This window comes from Clostridium oceanicum (assembly GCF_039521385.1).
In the GTDB taxonomy this organism is placed as follows: Bacteria; Bacillota; Clostridia; order Clostridiales; family Clostridiaceae; genus Clostridium_F; species Clostridium_F oceanicum.
In genome coordinates, this window is the sequence record NZ_BAAACG010000006.1 from 433,418 (window position 1) to 449,521 (window position 16,104).

Sequence of the window (16,104 nt, forward strand, 5' to 3'; positions counted from 1 at the left end):
ATATTTTAAGGAGTGGGGTTAATGGCTTATAAAGATTTGCAAGATTTTATAAAGATGCTTAAGGGGAAAAATCTTTTAACTGAAATAGAAGTAGAAGTAGATAGTGATTTAGAAATAACAGAGATTACTGATAGAGTTTCAAAAAAATATGGAAAAGCACTTTTGTTTAAAAAAGTAAAAAATTCTCCATATCCTCTGTTAATAAATTCTCTAGGAACTTATGAAAGAATGAATTTAGCCCTTGAAGTTGAGAATTTAGATGAAATAGCTAAAGATATTATGGAGTTTATGGATGTAGCTAGTTATGCCACTCTTATAAATAAAATTAAGTCTGTTCCAAAACTTGCTAGATTAGCTAGAGTTTTTCCTAAAAAAATAAAGAATGCTCCTTGTCAAGAAGTTATAGAAGAACCTAATTTAGATAAAATACCAATTTTAAAATGTTGGCCTAAAGATGGTGGAAGATATATAACTCTTCCATTAGTTATAACTAAAGATCCAGAAACAGGTCAGCAAAATATGGGAATGTATAGATTACAAGTATATGATAATAAAACTACAGGGATGCATTGGCATTTGCACAAAGATGGAAGAGAAATATATGAAAAATATAGAAAACTAGGTAAAAGAATGCCTGTATCAGTGGCTATAGGCTGTGATCCCGCAATAATTTATTCAGCTACAGCACCCCTTCCTAAAATGATTGATGAAATGATTTTTGCAGGTTTTTTAAGAAAATCACCAGTTCAATTAGTTAAGTGTATTACAAATGATATATATGTACCTTCTAATGCAGAATTTATATTAGAAGGGTATGTAGAGCTAGATGAAATGAGGTCAGAAGGTCCTTTTGGGGATCATACAGGTTACTATTCTTTAAAAGATATGTATCCAGTGTTTCACATTGAAAAAATAACTAGAAAAAATAAACCGGTATATCCTACTACTATTGTTGGTAAACCTCCTATGGAAGATTGTTATATGGGAAAAGCTACAGAAAGAATTTTCCTACCACTTTTAAAAATTCAATGTCCTGAAATTATAGATATGAACTTTCCACTAGAGGGGGTATTTCATAATTGTGTTATAGTGTCAATTAAAAAATCATATCCTAAACATGCTCATAAAGTTATGAATTCACTTTGGGGAATGGGACAAATGATGTACACAAAAATGATAATAGTTGTAGATGAAAATGTTAATCCTCATGATATATCAACTGTTTCATGGAAGGTATTTAATAATATAGATGCAAAAAGAGATTTAGTAATATCAGAAGGACCTTTAGATGCTTTAGATCATGCTTCAAACACAGCTTTTTATGGTCATAGATTAGGAATTGATGCAACTAAAAAGTGGGAAAGTGAAGGACATACTAGACCATGGCCTGATGACATAGAAATGACAGAAGAAATTAAGAAATTAGTAGATAGTAGGTGGCATGAATATGGTATTGAATAAAATTAAGCTTTATGGTGAATTGGTAATGTTTTCACATACCCTCTTCTCATTACCCTTTGCAATAATTGCAATGATATGGGCAGCTAATGGTTTGCCGAAGTTTGACACTATCTTTTGGATTTTAATTGCGTTAGCTGGTGCTAGAAATGGAGCCAATGCATTAAATAGATGGGTGGACAAGGATATAGATAAGAAAAATCCTAGAACAGCTAATCGTCATATGCCAAGAGGATTAGTAAATAGTTATGAAGTATGGTTAATAGTTATATTTTGTTTTTCAATTTTTCTATTTGCATCTTATAAATTAAATCCCTTATGTTTTAAATTAACTCCTATAGCATTATTTTTATTTTTTATTTATTCCTATACTAAAAGATTTACTTGGATATGTCATGTTGTACTTGGGATTGCATGTGCTGGAGCACCTGTTGGTGCATGGTTTGCTGTTACAGGTGAATTTAACTATATTCCCTTTGTTTTAGGTGCAGTTGTAGCTTTATGGGTTGCAGGATTTGATATAATTTATGGAACTCAAGATATAAAATTTGATAGAGAAAATGGGTTGTTTTCAATTCCAGTAGCTTTTGGATTAAAAAATGCACTTATTATTGCAGCAATTTTTCATTTTGTGATGATAGTGTTACTTATAGCTTTATACTATATTTTAAATTTAACTTGGATTTATTTAATAGGAATTATTATTAGCGGCGGACTTTTAATTATAGAACATTATATTGTATCTCCATCAAATGAAAAAAAGATGAAATTGGCATCATATAATATAAACCAAATTATAAGTCTTATAATATTAGTATTTACAGTTTCAGATATTTTTTTAAATCCTATAATTCCATAATATACAATTGCAAAATAGTTAAATTTTTATTAAAATTTTAAGTAATAAGAATGAAGTTTTGTATAAAGTTATGTCGAAAAATAAATTTTAATTGAGGAGGGTTTTTTTGCCAAGATATATAGTTGGAATAACAGGTGCTAGTGGAAGCATTTATCTTTTACGACTACTTGAAGAACTTTGTAAACTAAACTGCCAAATATACTTGATTTCAACTGACAATGGAAAAAAAGTATTTGAACATGAAATAGGATATAAACTAATGGATTTGGTTCAGAAGTTAAATAATGGTAGTAACAAAATAAAAATTTGTAATATTGATGATATGTTTTCTTCTGTAGCTAGTGGTTCATTTAAAACAGATGGTATGATTATTGTTCCCTGTTCTATGTCAACAGTAGCTAAGTTATCTCATGGTATATCCGATAATTTGCTTTTAAGAGCTTCAGATGTAATGATAAAGGAAAAAAGAAAACTCATAGTAGTTCCAAGAGAAACACCTTTAAACTCAATTCATTTAAAAAATTTACTTTCACTTAGTAATTTAAATGTTACTATAATCCCTCCTATGCCTGCTTTTTACATGAAACCTAAAAATATTAATGATATAGTAAATGGAACAATTGGAAGATGTCTAGATGCATTGGAAATTAAAAATCATATATATTCTAGGTGGAAAGAAAATGAGTAAAGTGGTGTGGATAAAATGATAAAAGTTGAGAATTTAACAGTAAGTTATAATAACAAAAGGATATTAGAAAATATAAATTTAAATATAAAAAATGGTCTTATTTATACAGTAATTGGTCAATCTGGTGCAGGAAAATCAACTGTTCTTAAAGTGCTGGCAGGAATAAATAAAAATTATAAAGGTAAAGTTTATTTTAATGATAATGAGTTAGATACTAAAAAATATTGTATAGGATATATACCACAAAATTATGGTTTAGTTGATTGGAAAACTATTAAACAAAATATTTTATTATTATTTAATACAAAGTATGGGAAAAAGGCTATAAATTCAGAATTTTATGAAAAAATTCTTAAGAAATTAGATTTAGAAAAACATTTAAAAAAGTATCCTAGAAATTTAAGCGGTGGAGAGAAGCAAAGAGTTGCTATAGCAAGAGCGCTCCTTTTAAAACCTAATTTATTATTAATGGATGAACCATTTTCAGCATTAGATTACTTTACAAGAGAAGAAGTTCAAAGATTGTTTATTAATATATGGAAGCAACATAAAGTTACAACTTTATTAGTAACTCATGATATATGTGAAGCTATTTATTTAGGACAAAACATTATTATTATGTCATCTTCAAAAGGTAAAATTAAAAAAAATATAGAAAATGATTTATTTGGAAAGAATCCAGAACTTAATAGGGAGTTATATAAAAACATGGAGTTTAAAATTAGAAATTTATTAAAAGAGGAAAAAATATATGAGATTAAATGAATGTAAGAAAAAGAGTTTTCTATATGCCTTTTTACTTTTTTTTATTACATGGCAAGTTATTTCTATATGCATTAATAACGATATTTTACCATCTCCTTTAAAGATTATTAAATTTATATTTAACAATAATTTGTCAAAAGTAATATTGTTACATATTTCACATAGTTTTACTAGAATACTAGTAGGTGTATTAATAACATTAGTTATAGGAATACCTATAGGAATATTAATGGGATATTATAAAAAAATAGATTTGGTTTTATCTCCTATTCTTTACTTAACTTATCCAATTCCTAAAATTTCATTGCTTCCTATTATAATGTTGATTTTTGGATTAGGAGAAATATCTAAAATTATTATGATAGTCTTTATAATTATGTTTCCTGTCATTGTAAATATTCGTGATAGCGTTAAAAGCATACCAGAAGAAGTATACTATCCAATGTATTCATTAGGTGCAAGTGATAAAAAAATTATATATGAAATAGTTTTTCCCTATGTATTACCAGTTATGCTTACCTCAATTAGGATAGGAATAGGTACTTCTATATCAATATTATTTTTTACAGAAACTTTTGGAACGGAATATGGTATGGGATATTATATAATGGATTGTTGGATGAGAGTAAGTTATATAGAAATGTATTCAGCCATATTAATTTTAAGTTTTATTGGATTGATGTTTTTTATTTTTATAGATGTTTTAGAAGGGTTTTTATGTCCCTGGAAGGAGAATGCTTAAAATAGTTAATTAAAGGAGTTTTAAGTAAATGATGATAAAAAAATATGGAACATTTATATCAATTATAATATTAGCATTTGTGGTAGTTACTTTATTTAAACCAAAAAAACTATTGTATAAGGAAGGATGTTATGAAGGGGTAGGGCAAGGCAATCATAGTCAGATAAAAGTTAAAGTTATTACAGGAAAATATAGGATTAAAGAAATAAAAATTTTAGAACAGGAAGAGACACCGGGACTTTGTGACATAGTATATGATGAAATTCCAGAAAGTGTTTTAAAAAATAATAATGTAGATGTGAATGTTGTTTCTGGAGCATCATATACAAGTCAAGGATTAATAAATGCAATAAAAGATGCAGTAAATAAAGCTAAATTAAAAAAAGGTTATTAGATTAGTATATTGTCTAAAAAGGTGTGATATTTTGAAATTAAAATACAAGATGATTTTATTTATATCCGTTATGTTAAGTATTGTTGTAGGTAGTGTTGGAGTTTTAACTTTTAAGCAAGTTGAAAAAACTGTTGAAACTCAAATGGGGAATAATGCAATGGATTTAGCACAAACTGTAGCATCTATAGACACAATAAAAAAAACATTAGCTACAACTAAGGATTATAATATTATTCAAGATATAATAGAAAATTTTAGAGAAAAAACAAGATTTCAATATATTATAGTTATGGATTTAGAAGGAATAATTTATTCTTATCCATATGAGGATGCTTTAGGAAAAATTTATAGAAATGGAGGTGCAGAAAGAGGCTTAAAATATGGAGAAACATATATATCTGCTGATAGAAATGTTTTAATTTCAGCAATAAGAGCAGTTGTACCAGTATATTATAAAAGAGAGCAAGTAGGAGTAGTATTAGTAGGGTTATTAAATGATACTGTAAACAAAGAAATTTCACCACATATATCTAATTTTAAATGGATTTTTATAGTTGGACTTTTATTAGGAATTATAGGTGCTGTACTTTTATCTTATAATATTAGAAAATCTATATTTGGATTAGAACCTAAGGAGATAGCATTATTACTTGGTCAAAGGGAATTAGTTTTACAAAATTTAAAGTATGCTATATTAGCTGTTGATAAAGATGGCAAAATAATGTTTTTTAACAAAAGTGCTAAATTAATATTCAGTTTTAAAAATGAAGATAGATTTAAAAATATTGCTGATTTTAATATAACTTTTTCACATCAAATCACAAAAGTTTTAGAAACTAAAGAAGCTATTTATAATGAGGAGATAAAAATTGCTGACAATATGGTCTTGTTATGTAGTCATACTTTGTTAAAAGACCATAAAGATGAAATTATAGGGGTTGTTTCAAGTTTGCAAGATTTAACTAAAGTAAAACAAATGGCGGAAGAACTTACAGGTACAAGAAAGATGACTAATGAATTAAGAGCTCAAAATCATGAATTTATGAATAAACTTCATACTATATCAGGGTTAATTCAGTTAGAAAAATATGATAAAGTAGTAAAATATATAGAAGATATATCTTATAAAAATCAAGAGATTATTGCAGTTATTAATAGAAACATTAAAAACTTTCATGTAGCAGGTATTCTATTAGCAAAATATTATAAGGCGGCAGAATCTAAAGTTTCTTTAGAGATTCATAACAAATCAAATTTAAGTAGAATACCAAAAAGTATAACTGATGCAGAACTTTGTTCAATAATAGGAAACTTAATAGAAAATGCAATAGATGAACTAGTTAAAATAAAAGAGGGGAAAATATTATTTAAAATTAATTCCTATGATAATAATTTGAGAATTTTAATAAAAGATAATGGAAATGGAATAGATGAAAAAATAAAAGAAAAAATATTTGAAAGAGGTATAACGACTAAAGAGGGAAAAAGAGGATTTGGACTTTGGATTATAAAGAAAATTATAGACAAGGCTGATGGAACTATAATATTATACAATGATAGAGGTACAACATGGGACATTAATATACCATTAGAGAGGGGTTGTAATTATGATTAAAGTGGTTATTATTGAAGATGATCCTATGGTTAGAGAGATTAATGAGGGATTTTTAAGAAAAGTTGAAGGATATTTGTTGTTAAAGAGTGTAAGCAGTATAGAAGAAGGTAAAGAGGTTATAAAAGAAGAGAAACCAGATTTAGTCTTATTAGATTTGTTTTTTCCAAAAGGACTTGGAACTGAACTTTTAAAATGGATTAGGATTAACAATATTAAATGTGATGTGATTTTAATTACAGCAGATAAGAGTATGGAAACCGTTGAAGAATCATTTAGGTATGGAGTTGTAGATTATATAATAAAACCATTTACATTTAATAGATTTAAAGAAGCTTTATTACAATATATGGATAGAAGATGTAACTTTGAAAATTGTGAAAATATTGAACAAGAACTGATAGATAAAATGGTTTTAAGAGATAAAGAGAAAAATGTTCGGTGTGATTATATTGACAATATAAAAGGTGTTAGTACTCATACTTATGATAAGATTTTGCAGCTTATTAAAGAAAGAAAAGAAGGAACTATTACAGCTCAAGAATTGGCATTAATTACAGGGGTTTCTAGAATTACAGCAAGACGGTATTTGGATTTGTTAGAAAAACAAGGAGAATTGGTTCTTATTATGGAGTATGGAAAAGTTGGTAGACCTCTTAATAAATATAGAATTAAAGAAAAAAATACTTTCTAAAATCCCTAATAGGGATTTTTTTTATTAATAGTATCTCAAAAACATTTTGTCAAAATTTTGTCAAAATGTTTTATATAGTAATTAAGTTTAATTATAGTATAAAAATATCAATAAATATTGAAAACTAGTCATTTACAATATGAACAAAAAATATACATAATTAATTAAAATTGAATTTCATTAATAAATTAAATATAATTTACTTAAATATAGTTAAATTTTTTACAAACTTTTAAACAAATGAATTGAGGGGGGTTACTATGCGTTATGCAAGAAAAATTATTTTATGTTTATTAATTGGAGTTATGACTTTCTCATTAGCAGCATGTGGTAGTTCAGCAAAGACATTTGAAGGAGAGGCAAAAGGTAAAAATGGTATTATTAAAGTAAAGGTTTCTATTAAAGATCAGAAAATTACAAAAATTGATGTAGTTGAAAACCATGAATCAGATTTTACAAAGGATACATTTAAAAAGGTTATTGAAAATATTATTGAAGAAAACAGTACAGAAATAGATGCTGTTTCTGGTGCAACTGTAACAAGTTCAGCAATAATTGCTGCAGTTAAGGATGCAGTAAAAAAATCAGGAATTGAATTGAAATCTAAAAAAGGTTCTGATTCTTCTTCTAAACTAGAAAATACAACAACAGATATAGTAGTTATAGGAGCAGGTGGAGCTGGGCTTACCGCATCTATTGAAGCAAAAGAAAAGGGTGCTAAAGTAATACTTGTGGAAAAAACAGCTGTAATTGGTGGAAATACTAATTTTGCTACCGGTGGATTAAATGCTACTGAAACAAAATATCAAAAAGAAAAAGGTATTAAAGATAGTGTTAAGTTATTCATTGATGATACGATGAAAGGTGGAAAGAACAAAAATAATCCTGAATTAGTAAAAAAATTAGCTGAAAAATCTTCTGAAACAGTTGATTGGTTAACTGAAAGAGGTGCTGATTTAAGTGATGTTGGTATAATGGGTGGTGCAAGTGTTAAAAGAACTCATAGACCAGAAGGTGGAGCACCAGTAGGAAACCATTTAGTAAAAGTTTTAGAGAAAAAAGCTAAAGATTTAAAGATTGATATGAGAACAGAAACAAAAGCTACAGAATTAATTGTTGAAGATAATAAAGTTGTTGGAGTTAAAGTTAAAAAAGGTGATAAAACATATGACATAAAAGCTAAATCAGTAATACTTGCTATGGGTGGTTTTGGAGCAAACTCAGATATGGTTGTAAAATACAGATCTGAATTAGAAGGATTTGGAACTACAAATGGACCAGGAGCTACTGGAGATGTAGTAAAGCTTGTAGAAAAATTAAATGTTGAATTAGTTGATATGAAAGAAATTCAATCACATCCTACTGTAGTACCAGGTAAAAGTAAACTTATAACAGAAGCTGTTAGAGGTAATGGAGCTATATTAGTAAATAGAGATGGTAAAAGATTTATTAATGAATTAGAAACAAGAGATGTTGTTTCTAAAGCAGAATTGCAACAAAAGGGTAAAACAGCCTTTTTAATTTTTGATCAAAATGTAAGAGAAAGCTTAAAAGCAATAGAAGGATATGCTAAAGCAGGAGTAATGAAAGAAGCTGAATCAATTAAGGAATTAGGTGGAAAAATTGATATTAACGTAGCTGAATTAGAAAAGACAGTAAATAAATATAATTCCTATGCAAAAGCTAAAAAAGATGCTGATTTTAAAAGAGCAGATATGAAATTTGAACTTAATAAAGCTAAATATTATGCAATTGAAGTTGGACCAGCTGTACATCATACAATGGGTGGAGTAAAAATTAATACAAATGCTGAAGTTATGAATAAATCTGGAAAAGTAATAGAAGGATTATATGCTGCTGGAGAAGTTACTGGGGGAGTTCACGGAGCAAATAGACTTGGTGGAAATGCTGTAGCAGATATCACAGTGTATGGAAGAATTGCTGGAGAAAACGCAGCAAAAGCAGTAAAAAAATAAATATAGTATTATTATTAATTATATATAATAAAATATGTAGTTTGGATATAAAAAGTATGAAATATAAAAAAGATTCTTGTCTTTAGCAAGAATCTTTTTTTATTAGTCAAATATTATCTTTAATATATGTATATGATAATTGAATTAGTTTTCCTATCTAAGAACACTATAAGATAACTTTTTTTTCAAGGAATCTAGAGAAATAAGCTATAATACAATTCATAACTAAGTATAAAAATCCTATAGTTGCAAAAACCTCAAAGGGTCTAAAAGTTGTTGTATAAATTTGCTGACCAACTCTAGTTAAATCTACTACAGCAATTACTGATATTAAAGATGAATCTTTTAATATTGCAGAAACAGTATTAACAAGTGGTGGTATTGATATTTTTAGTGCCTGAGGAAGAATAACATATCTTAAAGCTTGTATATGAGTCATTCCAACCGAGATTGCTGCTTCATACTGCCCCTTATCAATTGATGAAATAGATGAGCGTACTATTTCTGAAACATAAGCCCCTGTATTTAAAGAAAAGGTTATTAATCCAGCTTGTATAGGCTCAAGTTTTAAACCAAGTTGTCCAAGACCAAAGTATATAAAAAATAATTGTATAAGCAGTGGTGTCCCCCTAAAAATTTCAACATAAAACACGCATATGTAATTCAATAATTTTGCTATTTTAGATGTTCTTAATGTACCTACTATTATTCCAATTATACTTCCAAAGATAAAGGTTAAAAATGATACCCATATTGTAAGAAAGCATCCTGATAATAATTGTGGAATCCAGTCTATAATTATTTTAAAATCTATCGAATACATTTAAGTTACCTCTATTTTTTATTAAGTGAGATCCATTTTTTTATAAGTTTATCATAAGTTCCATCTTCTTTTATTCTCTTTAAAGATTTATTAATTGCTTTTGTAAGTTCAGAGTTTCCTTTCTTTGTAAGCATAACTATATCAGTTTCATCAAAAGGTTTTCCTATAATTTCATATTGTTTTGTTTTATTAATAGTGCTAATAGCATAAGGATAACCTACAATTACTGCATCTAATCTACCTTGGTTTAAATCAAGCATTTCATCTGGTGGAAGTTTGAATTTTCTAAGATTTTTGAATTTAAGTTCTTTATTTAATTTTTCTGCAGCCATTTCATCAGCAGTACCTAATTGAACACCTACAACTTTTCCTTTTAAATCTTCTTTGCTTTTTATTGTTGTATTACCTTTTTTTACTACTATACAAGAAGGTAATTCATAGTATACATCTGAAAAATCTACAGTTTCGTTTCTAGCACCACTTTTAGAAACACAAGAAATAACTACATCATAATCACCTTTTTGAAGGGAAGGAATTAATCCTTGCCAATCTGCATCAGCAAATTGTATATCTAAGCTTAAGTCTTTACCTATTTCTTTAGCCATGTCTACATCGAATCCTTCAAAGCTGCCATCTGTCTTTTTAGATTCAAAAGGTGCCCATGTAGCGCAAAATCCAACTGTTAGTTTACCATTTTCTTTTGTTTTGAAAGAAGTACTTTTAGCAGTATCTTTTTTCTTATCTTTCTCATTTGTTTTGCTTGTACATCCAATTAGACTTAAGATAGTTAATATAGATACCATTAGTAAAATATACTTTTTAAATTTTTTCATCTTTAGCTTCCTTTCTTAATAAAATTCAAATAATTTGTACTTAGTTATTTTTATCTAATACAGATAGTATTTCTTTTAAAGAACCTTCAGGGTTTGCTTCGTCTAATCCTATAAATTCTAAAGGAGTTTTGTTTTTTATAGCTTCTTCTTTTAGACATCTCATAAAAACACCTTGTCCAGGACCAACTTTGAAATCATCAAAGGTTATCTTTTCATTGCTTACACCGCCGCCATCGCCTAGGAAGGTTTTACTTACACCACAAGATGGGCTACCATTCATGCCTAAAACATAGCTTACACTATATCCATTTTTCTGGTAATCCTTTACTTCCATTATTATAGTTCTAGCTATTTTTCTACAATGATCTTCATAGAAAGGATTATCATATTGGCTTATGCTTTGTCCCCATCTTTTTATTCCCATAATAAGGTGTTCAGGACAAGGCATTTGAATTATTCCATAATTTCTATCAAGCAGTGCATCTAGTACATTTCTAACAGTACCCGGTGAAGTAGCAAGTCCTTCTACTTTAGAGTTTACATTTAATAGACAATGAGGAACTAGTATAATTTTTTTTGCTCTTTTCATAAAAATATCCTCCTTTTATTATGTATTATTATTCAAGTAATCCTTTAAATCGACATAAGTATACCATTTTTCTGCATAATATTACAATTTGAAAAAATTATAGAAATAAGTGAAAGCTATAGAAAAATTTTATAATAAATATATTATATTAATTGTAGTTTATTGTGGAAGTATAAGTATGTAATATGAAAAATACAGTAGATACATTCTAGAACCTGTAGTTAGTAAAAGATTACTGTGAAAAAAATATTTAAATTATAATGAAAAGTATAAAGTTTGTATAAGATTATATGTAAAATATACATTTAAATTACATTATAAGAATATTTTTATAGTTGACAAATTTTAATTAAGTAAAATATAATTTAATTAGATTAGACCAGACTGGTCTGGTCTGAAACTTAGACTTTGTTTTTATTAAGAAACAAATTAGAGTTTCGTGTAGATAATATATTTTAAGGATTACTTTTAGGGAGGATATATTTTGGAGACAGTTTTTAAAAGTATAGATATAGAAAAGAGAGATAAAATTATTAATAGTGCTTTAGAGGAATTTGGGGAATATGGATTTGAAAAAGCTTCTATAAATAGTATTGTGAAAAATGCTTCTATATCTAAAGGTTTTCTTTATCATCATTTAAATGGTAAGGAAGAACTTTATAATTATTTAGAAGATTTTTCTTTTAGGATAACTTTAGATGCAATAAAAAATAATATAGATTGGAAGGAGGAGGATATTTTTATTCGTATAAAACAAATTGCTCAAATTAAGTTTAAACTACTCCATAGATACCCATATATTTATAAGTTTTTTACACAAAGCTTAAAAAATAAAACTCCAAAGGATATAGAGAAGCTTTTAAAAAAGCAACCACTTGAATTAAGTAAAAAAGTATATGAGTATAATATAGATTTTTCTAAATTTAAAGATCAAGAAAATATTAAAGAGCAAGTTGATATTATAAGATGGTCTATTGAAAAATTTGGAGAAGAATATGTGGATAAGGTTAAAAATTCAAAGGATTCATTTGATTATAATATTGTATGGAAAGAATTTTATAACTATATGAGTGTACTTAAAAAAGCACTTTATAAATAGAACTTTTATAAATTTTATATTTATAGGATTCTTAGTTATCTTTAAAATTGTTTTATAGGTAAGAGATAAAAATACTATAAATATTTCTAATATATATAAGCTTTTTAACATAGTAAAATATAAAAATGAGATATACAATTAAATTTAAATTATAAACAAAGGAGGGTCAATATGTCTATTAATCTAAAAAACGTAGAAAAAGTTTATAAAACCGGTGAGGTAAAAACATATGCACTAAGAGGGGTTACTTTTGATATTAAAGAAGGCGAAATTATAGTTATATTAGGTCCTAGTGGAAGTGGAAAGAGTACACTTTTAAATGTTATAAGTGGCCTTGATACTCCAAGTTCTGGAGAGATAAAGTACAAAGATGAAATTATAAGTAGTTATAAGGAAGAGGCACTTACAAAGTTTAGAAGAAAATATCTAGGATTTATATTTCAACAATATAATCTTATACAAAATCTTACTGTAAGAGAAAATGTTGAAATAGGATCTTCTATAGGTAAAAATCCTTTAAATGTAGATGAGATTTTAGAAAAAGTAGGAATTGATGATCAAAAGGATAAGTATCCTTATCAACTATCCGGTGGACAGCAACAAAGAGTTTCTATTGCAAGAAGTGTAGGGAAAAATCCAGATATATTATTTTGTGATGAACCTACAGGAGCTTTAGATGAAGAAACAGGGAAACAGGTTTTAGAAATACTTGAAAAAATGAATGAAGATTATAAAACTACATTAGTTATAATAACTCATAACCCTAATATTGCTCTTATGGCAGATAGAGTGATTAAGATGAATTCTGGAAAAATAGAAGAAATAACTAAAAATGAGCATAGAAAAAAAGCTCAAGAAATAAAGTGGGGATAAATTGATGTTATTTAAAAATACTTTAAAGATATTTTTAAAGAAAAAATTTGAGTTAATAGCTTTAGGAGTTATTATAGCTGTAAGTTCATTTATATATTCTGCCATGTATTATGCAATAGATGGATTGAAATCACCTACAGAAGCTTTTTTTAAAGAAAACAAACAAGAAAATTTTTCTATAGATTATTTAGATGTTTTAAATAAAGATGAAGTTATATTTATTAATAATAAATATAAAGTAATGCCTAAAAGTATGGTTTTAAGTAATCTTAAGATTCAGGATAAAAATATTTACTATGATGTATTGGAAAAAAGAATAAGTAAATTTAATGAAAAATTTCCTGATTATAAATTGAATGTGAGAGAAGCTAAAGATGTAAACTTTAAAATAGATGGAAAATCTAATAAAATAAGATTTTTAAAGAAAACTGATGATATGAATATACCACTTGTAGAAGAGGGTAGGTATCCAAAAGAAAATAATGAAATAGCAATTACAAAAATATATGCAGAGAAAAATAAAATAGATTTAAATGATACACTAAAATTTAATGACAAAAATTATAAAGTTGTAGGTCATGTATTGTTTCCAGATTATAATATGCCTATTTTAGGTAAGGAGTTTATAATAGACAACGGTAAAATTAGTATAGGGCTTACTACAGATAAAGAGTTTGAAAATTTAAATGGTAAATATATATCTTATTTTTCAGGAATAAGTAAACATAACTTTGACGAAAAAAATTTTAATAATAATGTAGTGGGAAAATATAAAGACTATAAAGATTTAGATTTTATATCAAATATAGTTATGACTAAAAATCAAATGAGAAGCGGAGTTATATATGATGAAATAAAAGGTGGTAAAGCAATGAGCTTAGGCTTAAGTCTTATAATAGCTTTAATTGCAATAATGATAACTGCCATAATAATTTATAAAGTTTTAAAGAAAGAAAGAGGACAAATAGGACTTTTAAAAGCTCTTGGATATTCAAGAAAAGAAATGCTAATGCCTTATTTGTTTATAATAACTATAATGGCGCTTCCTATGCTTGTTTTAGGATATTTTTTAGGAATATATGCAGCAGAACCTCTTAAAAATTTATACTTAGAATTTTATTTGCTTCCAAGTTTACCTATAAAGCAAAAACCAATTGTGTTTTTAACAGCAGTATTTGTGCCTTTAGTTTTCTTTGTTGGACTTTCAATGTTTGTAATAATGAAAATGATATCTAAAAAAGCAATAAATCTTTTAAATACTGGTGAAAAAAGTGGAGTAACTAAAGCAAATAAATTAGTATCAAAAATATTTAAAAACTCAAAGGCTCAAACTAAGTTTAAATATTCATTTATATTTAATAACACTGGGAAGTTTGCTGTATTTTTCTTTGGAGTGTTATTTACATCTTTTCTTATAATAATGAGCTTAATGTTTTCTGGATTCTTTGATAAAATGACTACAGATTACTATAAAAGTGTTAATTATAATTATGAAGCTTATGTAGATCTTCAAAAAACACTTCCAAAGATTGATAAAGGTATGGAGAAATTTATAACTTTCCCTGAAGGTTTATATGAAGATGAGAAGATTTCTGCACTGGGAATAGAAAATGATAGTAATCTTCATAAGCTTTTTAACAATAAAAAAGAGGATATAACAGAAAAGCTTAAAGATGGAGTTATAGTAAATGAAAGCTTTAAAAGTGTATATGGAGTAAAAAAAGGCGACAAGATAGATATAAAATTAGGTGATAAAAAAGTAAAAAAAGAAGTAGTAGATGTGTCATCAAATTATGGTGATAAGATTGTATACTTTGATAGAGAAGAACTTAGTAATTTATTAACAGATAAAAAAGATTTTTTTAATGGAGTATATTCAGAAAATGCTTTAGATAAAGATGAGTATTCTTTAATAATAAATAAAAACGATATATTAGAGCAAGGGAAAAACATGCAAGCTTTTACCAAAATAGCTATTTATTCAATGCTGATTTCAGCAGTATTTATAGCTGTTATAATACTTTATATTTTAACAAGTTTAACTGTTGAAGATAACTATTATAATATATCTTTATTAAAAGTTATGGGATACAGCAAAAAAGAAGTAAATAAAATGATTTTAAGTAGTTATTTTGTATATTCAATATTGTGTTATCTTATAAGTATTCCTATGACAGTATTTTCTATGAGATTGGCTATGAAGTTTTTAGCAAAGCAGTTTAATATGGTAATACCTATACATTTTACAGTACTTCAAGGATTTATTGGAGCAGCTGTTGTAGCTTTAGTATTTTATATTTCAACTATAGCTGCTAAAAGAAAAATATATAGTATATCAATACAAGAAGTATTAAAAGCTTATAGAGAGTAAGGTTTATTATTAATAAAATTTATAAATTTTGAAGAGCATTTTAAATTTTGCTATTTATTAAATCCACAGCATATGCTGTGGATTTAATTTTATAAACTTATAAATTATAGATATTTTCTAAAATTTTTAATATTTAGATAATTGTATCATTATTGTAATTATGAGTCTTATTAAAATTTGGAATATATAGTAGTAAGAATTGTATGAATACGATTTTTTCAGTTTACTTAATATAAAGAATATATTGATATTATTTATACTCAGTTATATAATTATATAAAACTTATTAAGATAAATTTATAAATTAATAAAGTTAAGAGGGGGCATT

The 16,104-nt window shown here is 26.5% G+C and carries 15 protein-coding genes; 12 read left to right on the forward strand and 3 right to left on the reverse strand.

Features of this window, described 5'->3' with window-relative positions; translation table 11 throughout:
• The first annotated feature begins 21 nt into the window (after positions 1-21).
• From ABDZ71_RS05495 to ABDZ71_RS05535, 9 genes are all read left to right on the forward strand, one after another.
• Positions 22-1,461, forward strand: a complete 1,440-nt coding sequence (locus ABDZ71_RS05495; RefSeq protein WP_343759632.1) for a menaquinone biosynthesis decarboxylase — start codon at positions 22-24, stop codon at positions 1,459-1,461.
• A complete protein-coding gene (locus tag ABDZ71_RS05500; RefSeq protein ID WP_343759634.1) occupies positions 1,448-2,317 on the forward strand; it encodes a UbiA-like polyprenyltransferase in 870 nt (289 codons plus the stop codon). The genes ABDZ71_RS05495 and ABDZ71_RS05500 overlap by 14 nt, the downstream gene beginning before the upstream one ends.
• Before the next feature lie 106 nt (positions 2,318-2,423).
• The gene (locus ABDZ71_RS05505; RefSeq protein WP_343759636.1) at positions 2,424-3,005 is read left to right on the forward strand and encodes a UbiX family flavin prenyltransferase; all 582 of its coding nucleotides are present in this window, start codon (positions 2,424-2,426) and stop codon (positions 3,003-3,005) included.
• 15 nt (positions 3,006-3,020) lie between these two features.
• A complete protein-coding gene (locus ABDZ71_RS05510) occupies positions 3,021-3,770 on the forward strand; it encodes an ATP-binding cassette domain-containing protein (RefSeq protein ID WP_343759638.1) in 750 nt (249 codons plus the stop codon).
• Positions 3,757-4,512, forward strand: coding sequence for an ABC transporter permease (locus tag ABDZ71_RS05515; RefSeq protein ID WP_343759641.1), 756 nt, complete (start codon positions 3,757-3,759; stop codon positions 4,510-4,512). The genes ABDZ71_RS05510 and ABDZ71_RS05515 overlap by 14 nt, the downstream gene beginning before the upstream one ends.
• A 28-nt stretch (positions 4,513-4,540) precedes the next feature.
• The gene (locus ABDZ71_RS05520) at positions 4,541-4,906 is read left to right on the forward strand and encodes an FMN-binding protein (RefSeq protein WP_343759644.1); all 366 of its coding nucleotides are present in this window, start codon (positions 4,541-4,543) and stop codon (positions 4,904-4,906) included.
• Between the two features lie 31 nt (positions 4,907-4,937).
• Positions 4,938-6,521, forward strand: coding sequence for an ATP-binding protein (locus tag ABDZ71_RS05525; RefSeq protein WP_343759646.1), 1,584 nt, complete (start codon positions 4,938-4,940; stop codon positions 6,519-6,521).
• A complete protein-coding gene (locus ABDZ71_RS05530; RefSeq protein WP_343759648.1) occupies positions 6,514-7,212 on the forward strand; it encodes a response regulator in 699 nt (232 codons plus the stop codon). Before ABDZ71_RS05525 ends, ABDZ71_RS05530 begins: the two co-directional genes overlap by 8 nt.
• A 260-nt stretch (positions 7,213-7,472) precedes the next feature.
• A complete protein-coding gene (locus ABDZ71_RS05535) occupies positions 7,473-9,188 on the forward strand; it encodes a flavocytochrome c (protein ID WP_343759649.1) in 1,716 nt (571 codons plus the stop codon).
• 166 nt (positions 9,189-9,354) lie between these two features.
• Here the strand turns inward: ABDZ71_RS05535 and ABDZ71_RS05540 are convergent, their stop codons facing one another.
• From ABDZ71_RS05540 to ABDZ71_RS05550, 3 genes are read right to left on the reverse strand one after another with little or no spacing between them, the layout of a single operon-like run.
• The gene (locus tag ABDZ71_RS05540) at positions 9,355-10,011 is read right to left on the reverse strand and encodes an amino acid ABC transporter permease (protein WP_343759651.1); all 657 of its coding nucleotides are present in this window, start codon (positions 10,009-10,011) and stop codon (positions 9,355-9,357) included.
• Between the two features lie 11 nt (positions 10,012-10,022).
• Positions 10,023-10,844: a substrate-binding periplasmic protein gene (locus tag ABDZ71_RS05545; RefSeq protein WP_343759653.1), complete on the reverse strand. Its 822-nt coding sequence runs from the start codon at positions 10,842-10,844 to the stop codon at positions 10,023-10,025.
• A 40-nt stretch (positions 10,845-10,884) separates the two neighbouring features.
• The gene (locus tag ABDZ71_RS05550; RefSeq protein WP_343759655.1) at positions 10,885-11,433 is read right to left on the reverse strand and encodes a CD3072 family TudS-related putative desulfidase; all 549 of its coding nucleotides are present in this window, start codon (positions 11,431-11,433) and stop codon (positions 10,885-10,887) included.
• Positions 11,434-11,917: 484 nt separating this feature from the next.
• Here ABDZ71_RS05550 and ABDZ71_RS05555 point away from each other — a divergent pair, with 484 nt between their 5' ends.
• From ABDZ71_RS05555 to ABDZ71_RS05565, 3 genes are all read left to right on the forward strand, one after another.
• Entirely contained in the window at positions 11,918-12,532 is a 615-nt protein-coding gene (locus tag ABDZ71_RS05555; protein WP_343759657.1) for a TetR/AcrR family transcriptional regulator, read from the forward strand.
• A 171-nt stretch (positions 12,533-12,703) separates the two neighbouring features.
• On the forward strand, positions 12,704-13,405 hold the full coding sequence (locus ABDZ71_RS05560; protein ID WP_343759660.1) for an ABC transporter ATP-binding protein: 702 nt from the start codon (positions 12,704-12,706) through the stop codon (positions 13,403-13,405).
• A gap of 4 nt (positions 13,406-13,409) precedes the next feature.
• Positions 13,410-15,776, forward strand: a complete 2,367-nt coding sequence (locus ABDZ71_RS05565) for an FtsX-like permease family protein (RefSeq protein WP_343759662.1) — start codon at positions 13,410-13,412, stop codon at positions 15,774-15,776.
• The last annotated feature ends 328 nt before the right edge of the window (positions 15,777-16,104 follow it).